The sequence below is a fragment of the Streptomyces sp. NPDC093801 genome (assembly GCF_040701585.1).
In the GTDB taxonomy this organism is placed as follows: domain Bacteria; phylum Actinomycetota; class Actinomycetes; order Streptomycetales; family Streptomycetaceae; genus Streptomyces.
In genome coordinates, this window is the sequence record NZ_JBFBDP010000023.1 from 126,612 (window position 1) to 144,573 (window position 17,962).

The 17,962-nt window shown below is 71.2% G+C and carries 15 protein-coding genes and 1 pseudogene; 9 read left to right on the top strand and 7 right to left on the bottom strand.

Going from position 1 to position 17,962, the window contains the following annotated elements:
• Positions 1-52: 52 nt before the first annotated feature.
• A complete protein-coding gene (locus AB0469_RS26340) occupies positions 53-1,267 on the bottom strand; it encodes a site-specific integrase (RefSeq protein ID WP_366453916.1) in 1,215 nt (404 codons plus the stop codon).
• 264 nt (positions 1,268-1,531) lie between these two features.
• On the opposite strand from AB0469_RS26340, the gene AB0469_RS26345 reads away from it, so the two are divergent.
• Positions 1,532-1,900 (top strand): hypothetical protein, encoded by a 369-nt coding sequence (locus tag AB0469_RS26345; protein ID WP_366453917.1) that lies wholly within the window; start codon positions 1,532-1,534, stop codon positions 1,898-1,900.
• 5 nt (positions 1,901-1,905) lie between these two features.
• Positions 1,906-2,256: a DUF6233 domain-containing protein gene (locus AB0469_RS26350; RefSeq protein WP_366453918.1), complete on the top strand. Its 351-nt coding sequence runs from the start codon at positions 1,906-1,908 to the stop codon at positions 2,254-2,256.
• 29 nt (positions 2,257-2,285) lie between these two features.
• Here the strand turns inward: AB0469_RS26350 and AB0469_RS26355 are convergent, their stop codons facing one another.
• The gene (locus AB0469_RS26355) at positions 2,286-2,819 is read right to left on the bottom strand and encodes a hypothetical protein (protein ID WP_366453919.1); all 534 of its coding nucleotides are present in this window, start codon (positions 2,817-2,819) and stop codon (positions 2,286-2,288) included.
• A 126-nt stretch (positions 2,820-2,945) separates the two neighbouring features.
• Here AB0469_RS26355 and AB0469_RS26360 point away from each other — a divergent pair, with 126 nt between their 5' ends.
• Positions 2,946-3,206, top strand: coding sequence for a hypothetical protein (locus AB0469_RS26360; RefSeq protein WP_042814511.1), 261 nt, complete (start codon positions 2,946-2,948; stop codon positions 3,204-3,206).
• Positions 3,207-3,288: 82 nt separating this feature from the next.
• Here AB0469_RS26360 and AB0469_RS26365 read toward each other — a convergent pair whose 3' ends face one another.
• Complete coding sequence (locus AB0469_RS26365; protein WP_366453920.1) at positions 3,289-4,812, bottom strand: hypothetical protein; 1,524 nt, start codon at positions 4,810-4,812, stop codon at positions 3,289-3,291.
• A 162-nt stretch (positions 4,813-4,974) separates the two neighbouring features.
• On the opposite strand from AB0469_RS26365, the gene AB0469_RS26370 reads away from it, so the two are divergent.
• The 4 genes from AB0469_RS26370 to AB0469_RS26385 all read left to right on the top strand — a co-directional run bounded on the left by AB0469_RS26370 (position 4,975) and on the right by AB0469_RS26385 (position 13,048).
• Entirely contained in the window at positions 4,975-10,386 is a 5,412-nt protein-coding gene (locus AB0469_RS26370; protein WP_366453921.1) for a hypothetical protein, read from the top strand.
• On the top strand, positions 10,383-11,819 hold the full coding sequence (locus AB0469_RS26375) for a hypothetical protein (RefSeq protein ID WP_366453922.1): 1,437 nt from the start codon (positions 10,383-10,385) through the stop codon (positions 11,817-11,819). The genes AB0469_RS26370 and AB0469_RS26375 overlap by 4 nt, the downstream gene beginning before the upstream one ends.
• A gap of 259 nt (positions 11,820-12,078) precedes the next feature.
• On the top strand, positions 12,079-12,288 hold the full coding sequence (locus AB0469_RS26380) for a hypothetical protein (RefSeq protein WP_366453923.1): 210 nt from the start codon (positions 12,079-12,081) through the stop codon (positions 12,286-12,288).
• 76 nt (positions 12,289-12,364) lie between these two features.
• The gene (locus AB0469_RS26385; protein ID WP_366453924.1) at positions 12,365-13,048 is read left to right on the top strand and encodes a restriction endonuclease; all 684 of its coding nucleotides are present in this window, start codon (positions 12,365-12,367) and stop codon (positions 13,046-13,048) included.
• 143 nt (positions 13,049-13,191) lie between these two features.
• Here the strand turns inward: AB0469_RS26385 and AB0469_RS26390 are convergent.
• The 3 genes and pseudogenes from AB0469_RS26390 to AB0469_RS26400 all read right to left on the bottom strand — a co-directional run.
• Positions 13,192-13,593: pseudogene (locus AB0469_RS26390) on the bottom strand (radical SAM protein); the annotation flags it as partial.
• A gap of 187 nt (positions 13,594-13,780) precedes the next feature.
• Positions 13,781-14,674, bottom strand: a complete 894-nt coding sequence (locus tag AB0469_RS26395; protein ID WP_366453925.1) for a helix-turn-helix domain-containing protein — start codon at positions 14,672-14,674, stop codon at positions 13,781-13,783.
• Entirely contained in the window at positions 14,671-14,940 is a 270-nt protein-coding gene (locus tag AB0469_RS26400; RefSeq protein WP_366453926.1) for a hypothetical protein, read from the bottom strand. The genes AB0469_RS26395 and AB0469_RS26400 overlap by 4 nt, the downstream gene beginning before the upstream one ends.
• A gap of 871 nt (positions 14,941-15,811) precedes the next feature.
• Here AB0469_RS26400 and AB0469_RS26405 point away from each other — a divergent pair.
• Complete coding sequence (locus AB0469_RS26405; protein ID WP_366453927.1) at positions 15,812-16,114, top strand: endonuclease domain-containing protein; 303 nt, start codon at positions 15,812-15,814, stop codon at positions 16,112-16,114.
• 60 nt (positions 16,115-16,174) lie between these two features.
• Positions 16,175-16,450, top strand: a complete 276-nt coding sequence (locus tag AB0469_RS26410) for a hypothetical protein (RefSeq protein WP_366453928.1) — start codon at positions 16,175-16,177, stop codon at positions 16,448-16,450.
• 535 nt (positions 16,451-16,985) lie between these two features.
• Here the strand turns inward: AB0469_RS26410 and AB0469_RS26415 are convergent.
• A complete protein-coding gene (locus tag AB0469_RS26415; protein ID WP_366453929.1) occupies positions 16,986-17,453 on the bottom strand; it encodes a hypothetical protein in 468 nt (155 codons plus the stop codon).
• Positions 17,454-17,962 lie beyond the last annotated feature (509 nt).

The window sequence follows — 17,962 nt, forward strand, 5'->3', positions numbered from 1 at the left end:
TTCTGGAGGGCAGATCATGCATCAGACGGGATCATCTCCGCAACATGCCTGATCAGGCGGCTAGCTCGTAGGAGCGCTTGAGTCCCTCGGACTCTCCCCGTGACCTGGCGACCTGCGGTTTCTCGCCCGTCTGATGCAACTCCCGAGGGTTTAGGTAGATCTGGGTGGTGCTCAGGTGGGCATGGCCAAGGACCCACTGCACGTCCGTCAACGCCAGCTCCGGGTCCCGGGCCATCCGGTACGCGGCCGTGTGCCGCAGGTCGTGAAGGGTCCAGTTCGCCCCCAGCAGGGCGTTGGCCCGGTTCAGCATCGCGCGGGCGGCGTGATAGTTCAGCGGCCGAAACGGCCGCCGCAGCGTCCACCACAGCGGCGCCGCCGGATCCCGTGGCGTCCCCGCCCGCCACGACTCCTCCTGGTAGAGCCTCAGCCACACGAAAGCGTCTAGGGACGACGGAAGCTGCTGATAGGCCCGCGTGCCCTTCCGGACCACCCCCAGCAGCTGATCACCGGGCAGCGGATCCCGCTGCCGGCTCGTCAACAACTCCTCTGCCCGCGCGCCGTTGGAGACCCAGAACGCCAGCAACGCCCGGTCCCGATTGTGCTTCAGGGCGGCGAACAGCTCGTTGAACCGGTGATCAGGGATCCGCCGCGGCGACCGGGTGGGGACGGACGGCCGGTAGCGGCCACCGCTCGGCACGTGGAATGAGCGCCCCGCACCTGGTGGGCGGCGGCGATTCCGGCCCTCGGGGAACGGGTTGATGATCGGGCCCGTCCCCTCCTCCAGGTGAAAAGCGTAGAACGACCTCAGCACCGCCTCGCTGTGCACCCGCGTCCTGGCCGAGTACATCGCCCCCGGCGCCGCCCGCCCGGATACCGCGTTCGGCACTCCGGCCAGAGGCCGTGCCGGGGGCGGCGTGGAAGCCTCCTCGTGCCGGCGGCGCCAGTGGACGCGGACCGGCTTCGGCGCGACCTGCATCCATCGGGCGAAATCCCGGGCATCCATCCGCGTGACCCGATTCCAGGCCAGCCCCCAGCCCGCCAGGAACCGCCACCAGCGCAGCAGGTCCATCCCGTACGACCGCACCGTCGCCGGTGGTCGTCCGCAGGCTTGGAGTTCAGCGAAGAACATGTCAACCGGCTTCACCGTGGCGCCGTCTGCGTCCAGCAGCACGTACGGCCTCGCCGGGTCCGTTGACTCCACCAACCCACCCGATTCCGGCAGCACGAAGCCGACCAGATCCCGGGCAGTACCACCCGTCTCAAGCATGGCCGGGAAGCTAGCAGAAACCCGCCCTGACCTGCGAATACATGTCCTCTAGTTCAGTCAACGGGACAGCCCAAACGACAGATTTCCGGCCCAGACGGGACGCGCCACGGCCGCCACCTCCTTCACCCAGCCCCTCTTTCCAGTGCACGGCGCCTACCCGGTCTCCACCATCCGATCTGGCCTGGCGCAGGCCGCTCTGCCGAACGGGCTACGAAGCGGAGCGCCGACTTCCCTTCTCTAATCGAACACAATTACGATTCGAGGGTGAACGAAGAGAACCCCTTCCCCCACGACCTCCTCGAGCTCCAGGAGCGCCTCCACCGCGCCCATGCCGAGTACCGTGCCTACCTGGCCACGCTGCCCTGGAGCGGGGAGCCCATGAAGGGGTGGCCGCGGGGTGAGCGGTTCTCACACCGCGGGGACGTGCCGGACAGCCCCGGCTGGAGCGACGAGCAGAAGGCGACGGCCGACCGCATGTGGGCAGAGATCGGGCGCCTGTCGGTCGACGTCAGCGGCCACCCCTACTGGAAGAGCGTGCCCACCGAGAACCTGGTGGCGAGCCGCATGCAGCTGAAGCGGCAGGCCCGCCCAGCTGAATCCCCCGAGGACCCCGAAGCGGCCGAGGCGGCATAGCCAACATGCCGGAACCGCTCCTGCCCCTGCCGCCAGCCCTGGACCAGCTCCTGGTCATACGCCGCTGGCTGGAGCTCACCCTCGCCCGCGTCGACGAGAAGATCAGCGTCGTCCGCGCGGCGGAGGAAGAACGGGCCCGCCGTCGGCCGCTCCCGGAGCCTCCAAACTGGTGGATCGAGTACGGTATCGGCGCCACCCGCCAGCCCGACCGCGTCCACACCGGGGCCTGCAGGATGACCGGCCGGGGCCGGCCGGCCACCCGGGAGTCGGTCCTGGAGGTGCTGCGGACCATGCCGTCGGTCATCGCCTGCCCGCTGTGTCGGCCCGACAGCGAGCTCGGCCTCCTCGACACCTAGCCAAGGGGGCGCATACGAGGCGTGGGCTACTACCGGTCGTGAAGTGCGCATCCCTCGGAGGAGAAGCAGAACGGGTCCTCGGCCATGTGCAGGGTTCCCTGGTAGACCTCATCCCACGCGTCGGCGTCGTACGGGTGGACGATCACGGGCCGCTCGGCGGCCGCGCCCAGGTCCGCCGCCATGATGTAGGGGAAGCGGTGGCGGGCGGCAACGGCCCTGAGGTCTGCACCTGGGGAGAAGGCCACCGAAGGGTTCACCCACACGCGGGCGACACCGTCCACGTCTCCTTCCAGCGCCAGAAATTCGTGCTCAGCGAGCCACGCCACCACCTCCCGCAGGCGCACGACGGTGACATCGAGCTGCTCCGACCACCGAGCGAACTCGAACAGGACCGGCCCGCTGCCCTGCAGCCGGCAGGAAAGGACGGCCAGCACATCCCTGATGGTCCCGTCCTCACCTCCGCGCTTCTTGCCGCTGGCCCGGGCCTGCATGAGGTGAAGAACGCCCGCGGCCCTCGCGGCCGGCCCGCTGATGAAGCCGAAGTCGCACGTGCAGCTGGTCACACCACACCAACGGTCCGGCTACGCCGGAAGCTGCCCTGCGGGAAGGAACCTCACTCGGATGGCGGTGACAGCACGATATTGTGGAGCTTCCTATCTGCGGTTTTGTGATCTGGCAGGAGTATCCGCGTGTCCGAGGACCCCATTGCACACAGCGAGCTCGCTGCCCTGACCCGGCGTTTCGAAGAGGTCGCAGAGAAGCACGACCGCGAGTTCGGGATCATCAAGTCCGACCTCACCGCGGTACGCCTCCAGATCGGCAACCTGGACCAGAAGGTCGACAACCTGGTGAGCACGGTCAGCGGCCTGGAACAGAAGATCGACCGAAACCAGGCCCAGATCGTAGAGCTCCTTACCCAGCTCGTCGGCCAGCGGCCGGACGCCAGCTGATCTTTCCGGGCCCGGTGCCCGGCCCGTACATGGCGACAGCCCCGACCTGCGGGTTCCGGTCGGGGCTGTGGTGTGTCCGGCGTCAGTTTCCGGCTCGGAGGTGTGCCTGCCGGGCCTGGACCAGGCAGCGCCATGCAGAGCGGACGTCGGTTTCGCTCTTGGTCCAGCGGGTGGTCGAGGGCTCCGGAAGGGGGAGGCCGGCCATGAAGTGGGCGATGTCGGTGAAGTAGGCGAAGTCGCCGGTGGCGGTGAGCGTCCGCAGCCGGCTGATGGCGGCGGCCACGTCCTGGTCCTCGCCGCGGACGGCGTGGTGAAAGGCGAGGGCGAGCTCCACGAACCGGTGGAGGAACGGCAGCCCCGCCGTCTCGATGTCGGTCCGCAGATTGTGGGCTCGGGCGGTGACGTCGCCGGTTCCGGCGTCCTTGATCAGGGCGACGACCTGGGCGAGGAGGGTGTTGGAGCGCTGGTCGAGGCCCTCGAGGAGCTGGTGGGCTAGGGCGAGCTCGTCGTCGGCTCGGGTGGGGTCGGTGAAGGAGACGGCGAGGGCGAGGCGGACCTGCATCATGGCGCGTTCGCCGGCGGCGGCGTGGGCCTCGGCTTCGGCGCGGCCGGCTTCGAAGGCGGCGATGGCGGCGGCGGTGTCGCCTTGGGACCAGTGGATGTCGCCGAGGACGCGGTGGTGGCGGCCTTTCCAGCCCAGGGTGGGGACGGCGTCCAGAGCGGTGGGGAAGTCGCCGGCGAGGCGGGCCAGGTTGGCCAGCGCTCGGCGGGCCTTGGGCGCGAGGCGGCCGTCGGCGTCGGCGACCTGCTGCATGCCCCTCCGCGCGTTGGCGTTCTGGCTGAGGTCCTTGTGGGCCTTGGCCCGGTAGTAGAGGGCCATCTCGGTCAGCTCGGCGGGCAGTAGTCCGGTGTCCAGGACGGTGGTGAGGCGGTCGGCGGTGAGCTGGCGGTGTTCGCGTTGGCGGCGGGTGATCGCGGTGAGGAGCTCGGCGACGGCGTCGGCGGGGCTGTCCGGTGCCGGATCCGGCGGGGCGGGGAGGGCGAGGGGTTCCCAGACGGAGTCGTCGGTGTAGACGTAGGCGGCCTCGATGAGCCAGCCCAGGCCGGTCAGGTGGTGGTCGCGGGCCAGGCGCAGGCCCTGGCGCAGGCAGGCCACCAGGAGCATGCGGCTGGGGGCGAGGGCGGCGGCCTTCGTCCACTGGTCGCCGAGGGCGGCCAGGGCGCGGGTAGCGGCCTGGTGCCAGTCAGCAGTGGTCCAGCGATCGTCGCTGTGCTGATCGTCTTGTACGGCGGTGCGGATCGCGCGGTGCCGGTGGTAGGGCCACAGCGCGTAGGGGTTTTCGCTGATCAGGGGGCGTTCGGTCAGGCGGCGGGCGGGGGCTTGGTGGGTGAGGCCGGCGGTCTGGGTGGCGAGGTCGAGGTCGAAGGCGTCCAGCAGGGCGATGCTGCGCAGCAGGTGGCGTTCCTCGGGGGTGAGGTCGGAGAGGGTGCGTGCGAGGAGGGCGGGGAAGGAGCAGTCGAAGTCGGCGGGGGTGGGGCCACAACAGGCCGTCCAAAACAGGCGCCAGCTATCTGCTGTCCTGCCGATGGGCCCTGGTGCGTTCACCAACCGAAGCCTTCGGCTGGCATCCGGAGCTCGCGCTGGCGGTCACCTTCCGAAGGAAGATTTCGGAAACCGCATGTGGCTGAGCCTGCTTCTGACAACATCCAGTCATGCACACGCCGGAGGAGGGGCTCCGCGGCGGAGTGCTGGGACGACCTGTGGTCGGTGGCCTCGACCACCGGGCCGGCGGGCCGGTGCGAGCAGGGTGACGGACCTTGCCATACAAGCGGCAAAGTCGGGGACGGATACAAGGCTGGCGAGGCATCCATCGAGACGGATGCCGTACGAGGAAAAGAGGGCAGCCCGTTGACCGTGGGGATCACCGAGGAGCAGTTGCTCGCGTCGCGGCACGTGCTGGGCGAGCATTCGGCGACTTTGGTCCTCGTGCTGGAGGAAGCGCTCGGCCGGATCCGGGCAGGGCAGGCTGCTCCGGACCTGCTGGCTTCTCGGCTGGAGGAGTGGCGGCAGTTGCGGTCCCGGATCGGCTGCGAGCTCGCCGCCGATGGCCGGGAGTGGGGCGGAGAAGCGGGATTCGCCGAACTCGACGAAATCGTGCTGGCACTGCGGGACGCGGCGGCGCGCGCCGAGGAGTTGCGCAGGCTGGGTGATGATCGCGAGGGGGTTCGCGTCCTGCTGGAGAGGATCGCCCCCGACGCGCCGCACCGCATACCGCTCCAGCAGTCGCTGGCCGTGTTGGAGGCGCGCATCGGTGAGCTTGCGGCGGCATCGGCCGCCGCCGTGGTTTCGTCGGAGGATGTCGCGCCCGACTCTGCCGAGCTCGCTGTTGATGGCGACGAGGGATCCGAGGCGTTGGGGGAGCCCGAGCCGGACCTCGCGTCGGCGGGCAACCGCACCCCTGACGTCGGCCCGGGGCCAGCCGCCGTGGAGGTGACCCCGGTTGCCGTGCTGACCGGCCCCTCGGAAGTGGACCCGCAGCCGGAGACCGAAGCGGACCCGAAGCCGGAGCCTGCCGCGGCACGGCCCCTGGCGGAAGAGCCGGCTGCCGCCTCCACGCCCGCATCGCGGGCGGCGGCGATGCCTTCTGCTCATGGGCAGGAGCTGGACACCGATCCGGTGCTCGAAGCGCGGGCCCTTCCCGAGCCGGGCCGGCCGACCAGTACCAGGCCGCTTGCGCCCGAGGTGCGGGAGCTGCCAGCGCTGCGGAGCGGGATCGGCGCCTCCGGCACCCCGGCAGACACGGCGGACCCGGACCTCGGCCCTGTTCCGCAGCCGCAGCCGCGGCCGTACTTCTTGCCCTGGAAGCCGTTGGCGGCGCCTGCCAGCGGCGAGTCGGCGGTGGCCCGGCTGATCGGCCAGGGGCGGTTCCAGGAGGCCTACTGGACGACCGTCGGCTCGGCGGAGCCGGCGCACCGTGCCGACTGCCTCGCCTTCGCCGAGGCCGCCTTCACCTGCGGTGACGAGGGAGAGGCCGTAGCCGTCATGACCGGCTTCGACCCGGAGATCCAACTGCTCCAGGCCGACCGGCCGGCCCTGGTGCTCGCCGCCGTGGCGTCGCTGCGCGCCGGTCTGCTGGCCGGGTGGCCCAACGACCTCCTGATCCAGACGGACCTCTCCTCCACGGTGCCCGGGAACTGGGGCAAGCTGCTCGAGCGCGCCGTTGACGCTCTGCGCCGCTATCACCGGGTCGACCTCAGTGCGGCCCGCCTGACCACCGACAACATGCTCACCGCGGACCAGCTCTCCGCCGAGGCGGCCGAGCTGCGGGACGCGTTGCGGCGCCAGCGCATCGGCTACACCCGTGCGACCCAGGTCAGAACCCGTCTGATCGACTCGGACCAGCCCCTCGGCAAGGCTCTGGACGGAATCAGCGCCTGGGCGGCCGGCGCCGCCGAGGCTGCCGACCTCGACGAGATCTGGGACCTCTTCCGCAAGCGCGGCTCCGCGGAGCGCATGATTGAGGAGGCCGACGCCGAGATCCGCACGCCGAAGCAGGCAAAGGAACCGATCGAAGCCGCTGCCAAGCGGGCCCTGCTGCGCAGCATCGAGCAGGTCTCCGACCTGTTGTCCCACGCGCGGGCGCTGGCCGCCCCGGCCGTCGATGAACGGGCGGCAGACGCCACCACCGGGCTCCGCCACGCCCTGGACCAGGTACGTCACGAAACGCCTCCACCGGGCATTGAAGGGGCCGCGCTGGTGCGGCTCCGCACGTGGCTGCTGGAGGGCGACCGGTCGTCCAGTGCCGCCGTCCCGGCCAGTGACCCGGACGCTGTGCGCGCAGGCGAGCCGCCCCGGGCGGAGGCCCTGCTCGCCGCGCCGGAGCTTCCCCGGTCTGCCGAAGGAGCACCCCGGCCGGGCGAGGAGGGCTTCGGGGAAGCGGTGGTCGGCCTTTTGGAGCCGGTCGATGCACGCGCGGTGCTGCGCAGGTATCTCGAGCGGGGAGACCTGCACCTGGCCGACGCCCTGGTTGCGGCGCTGGAACAGGACCTCGTCCCCGCCCTCCCGGCAGGCCTGGACGCCGTGCCAAGCGACTGGCGGCAGATCCGCGACCCCGAGTGGGCACGCTGGGGTGCCGTTCACCGCAGTGCCCACGCCACCGCGAGTACTCTCCTCGCCGAACTGCGCACCCAGCAGCTCGACATGCAGACGGAGCGAGAGCTCGTCGGCCGTCTTGAGGAGTTGCGTCGGCCGGTGCCGGAGGGCGCATTCGGCCGGGCCTGTGCCAGCATCGCCGTCCTGGAGGGCGAGATGCGGGCGAAGGTGCAGGAGTACGTGGAGGACCTGCGCGAGACCCTGGCCGCGCTGAACCCCTCACCCGAGGAGTTGCACCGTCTGACTTCGCTGCTCGACGCGGGGGACACGGTCACCGCCGAAGAGTGTCTGGCGCTGCTGCGTGAGGGCAAGCCGCTCCCCGACTGGAGCACCGCGGATTCGGGGGCGGAGCTGAAGCTCTTCACCACCGGCATCGAGCTGCCGGTGGCGCGCAAGGCCGGACCCCAGGGCTACTCGGCCCGGCCGTGGGCCGAGTCCTATCTGGACGGAGAGCCCCTGACGGAGGGCGCTCGCAGCGGGCTGGACTCGTGGGACGCCTTGTGCCGGCCCGGCACCAGGGGCTCGGAGTGGCAGCGGCACATCCCGTCGGTCCTGCGCGTGCTGGGCCTGGAATGCCTGCAAACGCCCGTTCGGGACCAGCAGCGAGAGGTGCGCGGCGTGCTGCGGCTCACCGCCCGGGCGCGGGCGAGCGAGACGGCTCCCGGCTACGTGGCGGCCCTGGGGTCGGCCGCGTCTTCATACACGATCCTCGTCGTCTCCGACGAACAGCGCGGCCGCAGTCCGCTGGAGTTGCTGGACGGCAGCGACTCCGGGGCCTGCCTGATCCTCTACCTGTATCCGCTGGGCCTCAACGGCCGCCGGGAGATGGCCGCCCGCGCACGCATCGCCCCCAAGCAGGCGCTGGTGGTGGACCCGGCTGTGTTCGGCTGGGTGGCGGCGCGGTCCCCACGCTCCTTCCGGGCCACCCAGCGGGTCACCCTGCCCTGGACGGCGTACAACCCGTACACGCCCTTCGTGGCCGGGCTCGTCCCGCCGGAGGTCTTCTACGGCCGGCAGGAGGAGATCGCCGCGGTCACCGACCCGCTCGGCGCGCTGTTCTTGTACGGCGGCCGCCAGTTGGGCAAGTCCGCCCTCCTGCGCAAGGTACAGGCGTCCTTTCCGGGCACCCTCGGCCACAAGGCCATCTACGTCGACCTCAAGGCGCGTGGGGTGGGTGAGGCCGAGCCGGCCGAGCACATCTGGGCGGTGCTGGAGGACGAGCTGAAGCGTGTGGGCGTACTGGGCGAGTCGGTGGACTGCGCCCACACCCCGGACGTGCTGCTCGCCGCAGTGGAGAAGTGGCTGGGGGAGAGCCCTGACAGGCGGGTGCTGGTGCTCGCCGACGAGGCGGATGCCTTCCTGACCGCCGACTCCAAGGCCGTGCGCGGGCGGGGCGGGGAGGCCACGTTCTCCAACGTGCTCCGGCTCAAGGGCCTCATGGACCGCACCGACCGCCGCTTCAAGATCGTCTTCGCAGGGCTGCACCAGGTCCAGCGCTTCAGCCACCTGTCCAACGTGCCCCTGACGCACGGCGGCCCGGACGTCCTGATCAGCACACTGAAGCCGGCCGAGGCCCAGCGCCTGGTCGTCGAACCGATGGCTGCCTTCGGGTACCGCTTTGAGCGGCCCGAGCTGGTCTGGCGGGTGCTCGCCGCGACCAACTACCAGGCCTGTCTCGTGCAGATCTTCTGCGAGCAGCTCGTCGCCGCCCTGCGGGCAAAGTCGCTCACCTCAGCACAGTGGCCGATCACGGTGACCGACGACGACGTGCGGTCCGTGACCGGATCCGCACAGGTCCACCGCCACATCGCCGAGCGGCTGCGGATCACCATCAACCTCGAGGACCGCTACCGGGTCCTCGCTCTGGTGATCGCGCTGCGCAGCCAGGAGGACCGGTACCGGCACGGCTACGACGCCGACGAGCTTCTGAGGGCGGCGAAGGCACGCTGGCGGGAGGGGTTCAGCTCGCTCACCGCGAGCGACGTGAGGATCTACCTGGACGAGATGGTCGGCCTGGGCCTGCTCATACAGCTGGCCGACGCGCGGCTGTACGCCGTCCGCAGCCCGAACGTCGTCAGCATGCTGGGCACCCGGGAGGACCTCGAGCTCGAGCTGCGCCAGACCGAATTCGACCTTCCCTACGACTACAACCCGCGCTTCTCGAGACGCTTCGTCACCCCGGACCGCGAGGGCATTGCCCGCTACAGTCCGCTCACGGAGCACCAGCTGCACCTGGTGACGGCGCCCGGGGTGGCCGCGGTGTGCCTGACCGCAGCCCACGGGCCGGCGCTCGTGACGCGCGCTGTGAAGTCGTACTCCACCGCGCGCGGACTGGACTTCAGGGAGGCGGCCCCCGGCGCCGCGCCGCAGACTCTGGCGCGGGACGCGGACGGCCGCCCCTTCCTGATCCTGGCCGATCTCAGGGGCCGTGGGTCCGCCGAAGTTGCCGGGTGGGTGAAGGCCCTGCACGCGCAGACCTCCCAGCCGGAGGGGGCCCATCAGGCGGCTGTCCTGCTGGTGGAGCCGGGTGAGCTCGGGCAGAAGGACGAGCTGATCACCTGTGTCGTGCGTCCCGAACGGTGGACCGCGGACAGCCTCCGCGCCTGGCCGGAGTGCCCGTTCGACACCCCGGACAAGCGGCGGCGGGTCATCGAACTCACCGGTGGCTGGCCCCACCTGCTGGAGCGGACCGTGCACCGCATCACCCGGGAGGGCTCCACTCTCGAAGCGGCCCTGGAGGACGCCCGGGACTTCATCAGTCTGCGCGACTTCGCGCGTGTCCACCTGCAGCGGGTGGGGCTCGACACCCCTCTCATCGAGGTGCTGACCGAGTGGAGCCGGTACGTGGAGCCGGGGGAGGGGTGCGCCTACGCCGACATCGCGTCGGTCACCGGGCTGCAGCTCCAGGACGTGGGATCGCTCGTGGAGCGACTGATCGACCACGGTGTGCTAGATGACGGAGCAGAAGGCTGCTCCCTGGACCGGATCACCTTCCGGGCGCTCCAGGTCCTGTCGGACCCGGCGTGACCGCGGTGTCGTGGGCGCTGTCGGAGAACTCGGTGACCACGTTGCCGGGGGTGCGATTGTGGATGCGCCGGCTACTGGGCGACCTGCGGTCGGGAAAGAGCTGTCTCTGCCTGTTCCCACACGCCCAGCTGACCGGTGCACCCGTCGCTGTCGAAGCTCTGCTGGACGAGCTGCTGCACGAACTGGCGGACTTCGTCCTCGTCCCCGCACCCAGCGACGACACAGCACCCGGCGGCTTCATACCGGCCACCACGCTCCCCGTGCCCCCGCAGCCGTGGGACAGCATGGACCCGATCCTGGATTACGACGACGGCCTGTCCGCATTCTCCTCCATGCGAAAAAGCCGTGCGGAGATTCCGCAGGCCCGCTCAGCCTCGGCACCCGCCGCACGGCGGGAGGAAACCGGCTTCCACACGCTGGCCGACCGGATCGTCAAGGAAATCGGGGACTGGGCCTACGACGACCGCGGACGCACCGGGATCGAGGGACTACTCGATCGCCTGACCAGCCCCGAGAGCAGCTCCGGTGCGAGCCGGGTAATCGTGGTGCGCGGCTGGCAGGAGCCCGTCCCGACCGCCGGGACCGACCTGCTGCGACGGCTGTCCGCCACAGTCAAGGCGTCCGGACTGCCTCCGGGCCAGCGCCCGCGGCTGCTGGTACTGGCCACACCTGTGGACATGCCCGCGGAACTGCCCGAGCAGATTGCACGCGAGGACGTCGGCGTGCACTGGTGGTGGGGTGCCCTCGGCCGACTCGACACCGCCACGGTGGTCGCCATGGCCCGGCCCCACCCATCCGGCCCGGCCGCCCAGCACCAGCTCCTCGAAGCGGTGGCCCAGGCCACTGTGGTCGAAGTCTGCGGACCCTTCCTCGACCTGGCAGCCCGGCTAGCGGTCGAATGGGATGGGCTCCCGGACAGCCTTCCCGCCCAGTTGCAGCAGCTCACGGCCGGGGCCTCGGCCGACCGGCCTCCCCTGCCGATTCCACCAAAGAGGGAGCCACCCGCCGCTCTGCTCCATCCGAACGCCTCCCTGCGTCCCGAATGGAACCGGGGCACGCTCGAGCGGTGGGACGGACGGCTACGCCGACGCCCGGACGGCGGAGCCGGACAGGAACACAGCGTGCGCACCCGCATCTGGCTCGCGCAGAACCACGCGCTGCTGCCCCTGCTCGACGAGGCCCGCGAGCAGTTCACCGAGGTCATCGGCACCCAGTCACGCATCTCCGCAACCGAGCTCGCCGACCTCTACGGCCGACGGGCCGGGATGGAACTCGGTGCGATGTGGCATGCGTACGTGCAAGGCCACGTTCGGCTCACCCGACGAGAGGCCGACAGACTACGCACCCTGTGGGCATCCCGGAACAAACTCGCCCACCGCACCGCACTCGACAACACCGCCCTGGCGACGCTCATCCACGTGCTGTGCTCCTGAGGCCACAGCAGGCGAGTCCGGAGACACGCCGGAAACCGGGAGCTGTCCTGCCAGGTGTTCTTCGAGTCCGCCGTCGTCGCCGACGAAGCTGGCAGTACTGGCGTCCCCCGAACACCTGGTCTTGCCGAATCCGGCCAGTGCAGCGCGTTACCGCCAATCCCCGGTGATCTCCTCACAGTGCCGCTGGCCTCCCGCTACACAAGAGCTTGGGGGCTGTCGTTGGCTGCCCCTGACGTGTCAGACGGGGGGACGGGACGCTTTGCTCTCGATCAATGTGGCGGTGCTCCTGGCAGTCATCGTCTTCTTGCGGCTGCGTCGGCGGACCGAATCCCGCAGCCGCTTCGACGAGAAGATGACCGTGGTCATCGTCCTGGCACTGGGCATCATCCTGGCTCCCACCGCCCTCGGCCAGAGCATCGCCAGCTTCCTGGGGCAGCTGGCGAGCGGCGTCACGCAGGCCGGCCAATGAGCCAGCGTACCCGCATAGGTCGGGCAGCGCCCGCCGGCGGGCACTGCGGACCACGGACCTGCGGAACGGGGAAGTGATGGCAGCACGTCGACTGCGTCGGCGCTTGAAGAAGCGGACCCGCAAGCGGTTGCAGGTCTGGGGTGCGGCGGCGGTGGTGATCGCTGTCTTGTGGATCGCCGGTAACTGGTCGCGTGTGTGGCCGGTCCTGGTGGCCGTACTCACCACGGCAGTGCTGGGCGGGGCCAGCTGGGCGCTGCTGCGGGCGCACCACCGGGCGGTAGGCCAGGACCTCGCGTGGCGGGCACAGGAGGAGGCTCGTGCGCGCGAGTTGTCCATGGCCCAGGTCGACGCCCTGACGTGGCAAGAGTTCGAGGTCTACGTCGCGGAGCTGTGCCGGCGGGACGGCTGCAGAGGGGTCGTCGTCAGCGGCAAGAGCGGCGACCTGGGCGCGGATGTCGTCGGCTACCTGGCCGACGGCCGCAAGCTGGTCATCCAGTGCAAGAAGTACGCGGTGCATCGAAGCGTGTCCTCGCAGGACATGCAGAAGTTCGTCGGCACCGCCCGCCTCGAGCACGGAGCGGACGTTGCCCTGTTCGTCACCACCTGCCGCGCGTTCACGAAAGGCGCGCTGGGCCTGGCGCTGCGCCAGGACATCGTGGCCCTGCACCGCGACCTGCTGGGCTCCTGGGTCAAGGGCGCTCACCTGGAGAGCCTGATCCCGCTCAACGGCAGCGGCGGCGGCACCAGGCAGCGCCGCTGACGGGCCGCTGCGGACCCGGGAGAGCGCCTTGATGGCTACCGCCGCGCGTCGGCCACAGCCAGGTCGCGCCGCCGTCCGGGGTGGACCCGCACGTGCCCACGGTGGAACGGCAGACGAAGGTGATGGGCGAGCAGCGTCGGTGTTCAGCGGGGCAACGGCGTGACCTGCTGGGGGTGGAGAGCGGTGAGTCGTGCGGTCTCGTCGTCGCAGAAGGCCTGGACCTCGCGGGCGCGCCGGCTCATGACGAACTCGCCCACGGAGACGCAGAGGTCCATACGGCGGATGCAGATGCCGATCATGAAGGGTCCGTTCTGGGCCCGGTACATGCGGACTCCGTAGTAGCCCTCCTGGCAGTCGCGCGGGTTGTTGAACGTGCAGCCGGTGCAGGTGTCGGGGAGGCGGACGGGGCGGATGTTCTTGGCGTAGCGGGTACGTTCGTCGGAGGTTCCGGCGGTGATGATGTGGCGGACGGGCACGGCGTCCAGGGTGGCCAGGGTTTCGTGAATGGCCTGCCGCGAGGTGTGTTCGGTCTCCAGGTTGACGAGGAAAGCGGTCGTGCTGCGAAGGCTCGGTCCGACTTCGCCGACGTCGATCTCGTACCTACGCCTCACCCCCTCCCGGTCACGACGCCGCTGGCAGTGGGCCACTGGTACCCACGCCCTGCTGCTCGGCAGCCGCCGGCCATCCCGCAGGGCCCGCCCGGGGTTCACGGCTGGCCCGGGCCGGGCGGGCTCATGTGCTCCGGGCCCGACCGATCCACGCGTCGTAGATGGGTTGAGCCCGTGCGATCGCCGCGAGTTCGGCGCGCAGATCGCGGCCGGCCGGGCTGGGTGCGGCGCCAGCCGGATGGGGGTCGGCCTCGAGCTCGTCGAGGAGGGCCTCGGCTTCGTCGATCTGGCGCTGGTAGTCGGCTTCCCGCTCGTCGTGCAGCTGCTGCTCGTACCAGTCGCGTTCGGGCTCGGCGAGCCAGGGCCGCGCGGCTTCGTCGCGGTACCGGCGCTCGGCGGCCCACTCGGCCTCCGCGCAGCCGTAGCGGAACGGCCGGGGCGGGCCGTCGAGTATCCGGCGGTGGCCGGCCAGGAGCGCGGCGGTGGCCGCCTCGCCGGCCTCGCAGGCGGCGGCGAACGCGGCGAGCTGGCCGGCGGTGGGCATCGGGGCGCCGGACAGGAGTCGGTGCAGGGTGCTGCGGGAGAGCCCGGGCCCGGCTCGGTCGGCGAGGGCCCGCAGGCTGGTGTGGGGAGCGGTGGCGCGCACGCGGTTCATGGCGCGGACGAGTCCGGCCGGGGTGGTGAAGGCGCCGGGGACGTACGGGGCGGGCCGGCGTGGTGGCGGGTTGACGGCGCGGTCGGCGGCCGCCCAGAGCCGCTCGGCCTTCTTCTGGTCGGCGCCGGCGCCGCGGGCGAAGGCCAGGGTGGTGGGCAGGGTGGAGAGCCGGCCATCGAGGGCCTGGCGCAGGGTGTACTCGGAGACCTTGTACTCGGGCCGGCCGTCGCCCCGGGCGCGCCGGGCGAGGCTGTAGAAGGTCAGGTTCCCCTTCGCCGCGCGCAGCCAGCCGCGGAGGGTGGCGAGTTCGGCCGGTTCGGCACCGGGGCGGGAGCGGGTGGTGCGGTCGGATGCGCGGTTCACGGGCGGGTACTGGTGAGCGCGTGGAGGACGGCGAGCAGCCGGCCGCCGGCGCGGCCGGGCAGCAGCACCAGGAGGGTGCTGGCGGCGAGGGTGGTCAGGAGGGCGGGGACAGGCCGCTCCAGAACGGCGAGGACGGTCACCGCGGTGATGACGGAGATGACGATGGCCGCCTCGGCCGCGCCCAGGCGCCCGCGGGCTGCCGGCGAGTTCGGGCCGGCGGCCGCGGGCGGCGCGGCGGCCTCGGGGGCGGGCGGGGGAGTGGTCATTGCGACGCCTCCGTAGGGGAGTTGGGGTGGGCCAGCGGGCCCGGTGGAGCTCTGATCGTGGCAGGGCGAGGGCCCCGGCGCGAGCTTCCGTTCGCGCCGGCACTGGCCGACGTGGGCTTCGGCAGCGCAGTGATTTCCCAGGTCAGATACAGGAAACGAGAGAGGGCTGTCCCAGCCCGCCGGGAGGTCTCCCGCCCGCCCGCAGGCCGCAGCGGGCCGGTTTCCCGTGCGCGCTGCGGTGGTTGTACTGGCCAGCCCGGACCCGGTGTGTCCGCCGCCACCTGCTGCGCCGCGCACCGGAGCTGGCCGACCGGCCGCCTTCCCCGCCCCGCAGCGGGCCGAGCCCTGACCGAAGAACGGGGCCACCGCCCGGTTGCCGGCCGGCCCCCGGCCGCGCTCGCGGAGCAGGGGCTGCCGGCGGGGCTCGCGTGGCGCCCTTGTCGGAGTGCAGAGGGCTGGACTCCAGGGTGTGGCTGGCTGTGGGCAAGGGGCGCGTAGCCAGCCGGGGCGCGCCCTGTTCCGGGTGGTGCCTGGCTCGTACCGTGCTGGGGGAGGTGGCGATGAGGGTGTGAGCCCGGGTGGCCGGTCTTGTGCGGGGCCGGGGGCGCGGTGTCGCGGGCGTGCCTCCCGTTCCGTAGCCGCAGCCGCCGGCCGCCCCCGCCCCGAGCCCCCGACCTGGCTCCGGAGCCGGGCGGGAGGCCGACCTTGTCCCGCCCGCCCGACCTGAGCCCGGTTCCCGGGTCGGCGGGGACGGCGTGCCTGCTGGAGGTGGCCGGTGGGTGGCGGACGTCGGGGTGCTGAGTCCGCCGGCACGGCGCGCGGGCGGTTCCGGTGCCGGTGGTCCCGGCCGCACGGTGGCGGGCGAGGCGTGATGCGGATCTGGTGTAGGCGCGGATGTCGAACGCTGAGCGGGGCCCGGCTGCGCCAGCAGCACCCGGACTGCGATCTGTGCCAGCGCCGTCCTCCGGAGGCCGTCGACCACGACGCGGTCACGGGCCGGGTGCGCGGGGTGGTGTGCGGGAGCTGCAATAGCTGGCTTGGGACGATGGAGAGTGCGCTGCGGGTGCCGCGGCGGCTGATGCAGACCCAGGCGGCGTACTTGCATTGGCGGTTCGAGGCCGGGGGCGCGCCGGAGCTGACCCGCTACAGGGAGAGCTCTCGTACCTGGGCATGAGCTCGGCCGCAGTACGCCGAGGGCCTGCGCCGGCTGCGCGGGCTCCTTCCGCTCCCGTACGTGTACTGGACCGCCTGGAGTGAGGAGGGGCCGCCGGTCTCCCGCAGCACGCAGTGGACGAAGATCGGGCCCCTGGTGGATATCGAGGAGGCGGACCGCCACCACCGCCTGCGCACCGCTGCAGCACCTCGTCTCGTGGTGTGGGCCACCTTCGAGCCCGACGACGGGGTGAACAGCCTCTTCCCGCGCGGCCTGGCCAAGCCCTTCACCGGCACCGCCCGCGCCCAGTACGCCCTCCCTGAGCCCCAAAAACGGATGCCGCCGCGCCCGGCCTGACCGCCGCCCGGTGGCGGCCGGGCTGGCGGTCCCGCTCCGGCCGGCCCCCCGCCGTTATGGGCCGGGGTTGGTGAACCTCGGTGCGGTGCGGGGCGCGGCGGTGATACTGCGATGACCGGGGCAAACGGGAGCGAGGAGCGGGTGGTGGGAGAGGAGATCGCGCATCCGGCGCTGGCCGGCGGCCCTTGGCCGGTGATCGGCGTACGAGTGCGTCGTGAGGGCCGGACCCTGCGGGCGGGTTCCTGGCGGCCAGCCCCGCATGCCGTGCTGGAGGACGTCCTGCTGCCCTGCACATGGCCGGAATTGGAGGGCCTCGCGCAGATCTCCACGGGCTTGTCCCGGGCCCGGGTGTTCGTACGCGACCTCGGCGGCGCTGGGCCGGACCGGCGCCTGGTGCTGTGCCTGCGAGGAGCACCCTGGGCCGTACGGGTTGGTCAACCGACAGAATGCGCTGAGCTGCGGGCTCACGAGAGTGCGGGGGAGTCAGTTCCCAGATGGACCAAGATCTCTTCCCGCCCCGCTGGTCAGCGCCTGGTTACTCCGCGCTGGGGGTGACTGCGATACGGAAGAGCAGGTGGCGAGCCTTGCGACGAACAGCCTCAAGGCGACCGGCCACGACCAGTGCCTTGAGAGAGCACCGCACCTCCGTCAGCGACGGGTGTGCGAATGCTGCCTGGATGTCCTTGGCTCGCCAGAGGCGGTGGGGCTCCTGGGCCATCAGGAGCAAGACCTTCTCCGTGTCCAGCTCGACGGCGGTCTCGCCGGGGGCGGCGTCCGTCGGGGCTTCCTGTCGTGACGCCCGGATAGCGGGGTGTGAGACAGGCGAGGCGGCGAGCCCTTGCCACAGCTCGGCGATCTCCTCGATCTCGCGAGCGGACTCCAGGAGAGTCTCGTAGTGGAGTGCCTCTGCGGTGGCGTGGGCGTGCCGGCGGCTCCAATCCGCCTTCAAGGATCCGAGATCGGAAATGGGGGGCGAGGTCGTTCCTTGGTCTGAAATTGCCACACGCCCGACGCTAGCGCCACCGACGAGGCCGTCCAAGGTTGTAGCTGAGCAGTCCCTCTAATCGGTGATGCTCAGCCGCACCCACGCCAACCACGGCGACGACCTCACGGCAGACATAAGGGACAGGAACGCAACCCAGCCATGGGACCCGTGCCCCGCCTACACAGGTCCGCCCAGAAGACAGGCACCAGAGGGACCGTGATCGCAGTATCCAGCGCCGCGGGCTTGGCCGCCGGTCCCCACTCATAGGCACGTAAACACTGCCTCTACTTCAAACGGACCGGTCGTCGTGGAGGGCCACGAGGAGCCATTCGAGCCAGCCGCAGTGTCGGACCTCCAGGGCAAAGGAGTACGGGTGCGGATCCCTTTCGCCAGGAGTTCGGTGATGGGGAAGACGATGTCCTCCGCGAGCCGCAGCAGCGGGAAATCCGGCTCCGGAGTGGACCCCGTGCAGTTGGCGGCCTAGCTCCGGCCGCCCATCAGGTCGGTGGGCACCTCGCCGGATGTGC

What these genes read in the sequence shown, in the direction of transcription:
- AB0469_RS26405 (WP_366453927.1), top strand. Translation starts at nt 15,812, where the DNA reads ATGCGGATCTGGTGTAGGCGCGGATGTCGAACGCTGAGCGGGGCCCGG.
- AB0469_RS26350 (WP_366453918.1), top strand. Translation starts at nt 1,906, where the DNA reads ATGCCGGAACCGCTCCTGCCCCTGCCGCCAGCCCTGGACCAGCTCCTG.
- AB0469_RS26340 (WP_366453916.1), bottom strand. Translation starts at nt 1,267, where the DNA reads ATGCTTGAGACGGGTGGTACTGCCCGGGATCTGGTCGGCTTCGTGCTG.
- AB0469_RS26385 (WP_366453924.1), top strand. Translation starts at nt 12,365, where the DNA reads ATGGCAGCACGTCGACTGCGTCGGCGCTTGAAGAAGCGGACCCGCAAG.
- AB0469_RS26400 (WP_366453926.1), bottom strand. Translation starts at nt 14,940, where the DNA reads ATGACCACTCCCCCGCCCGCCCCCGAGGCCGCCGCGCCGCCCGCGGCC.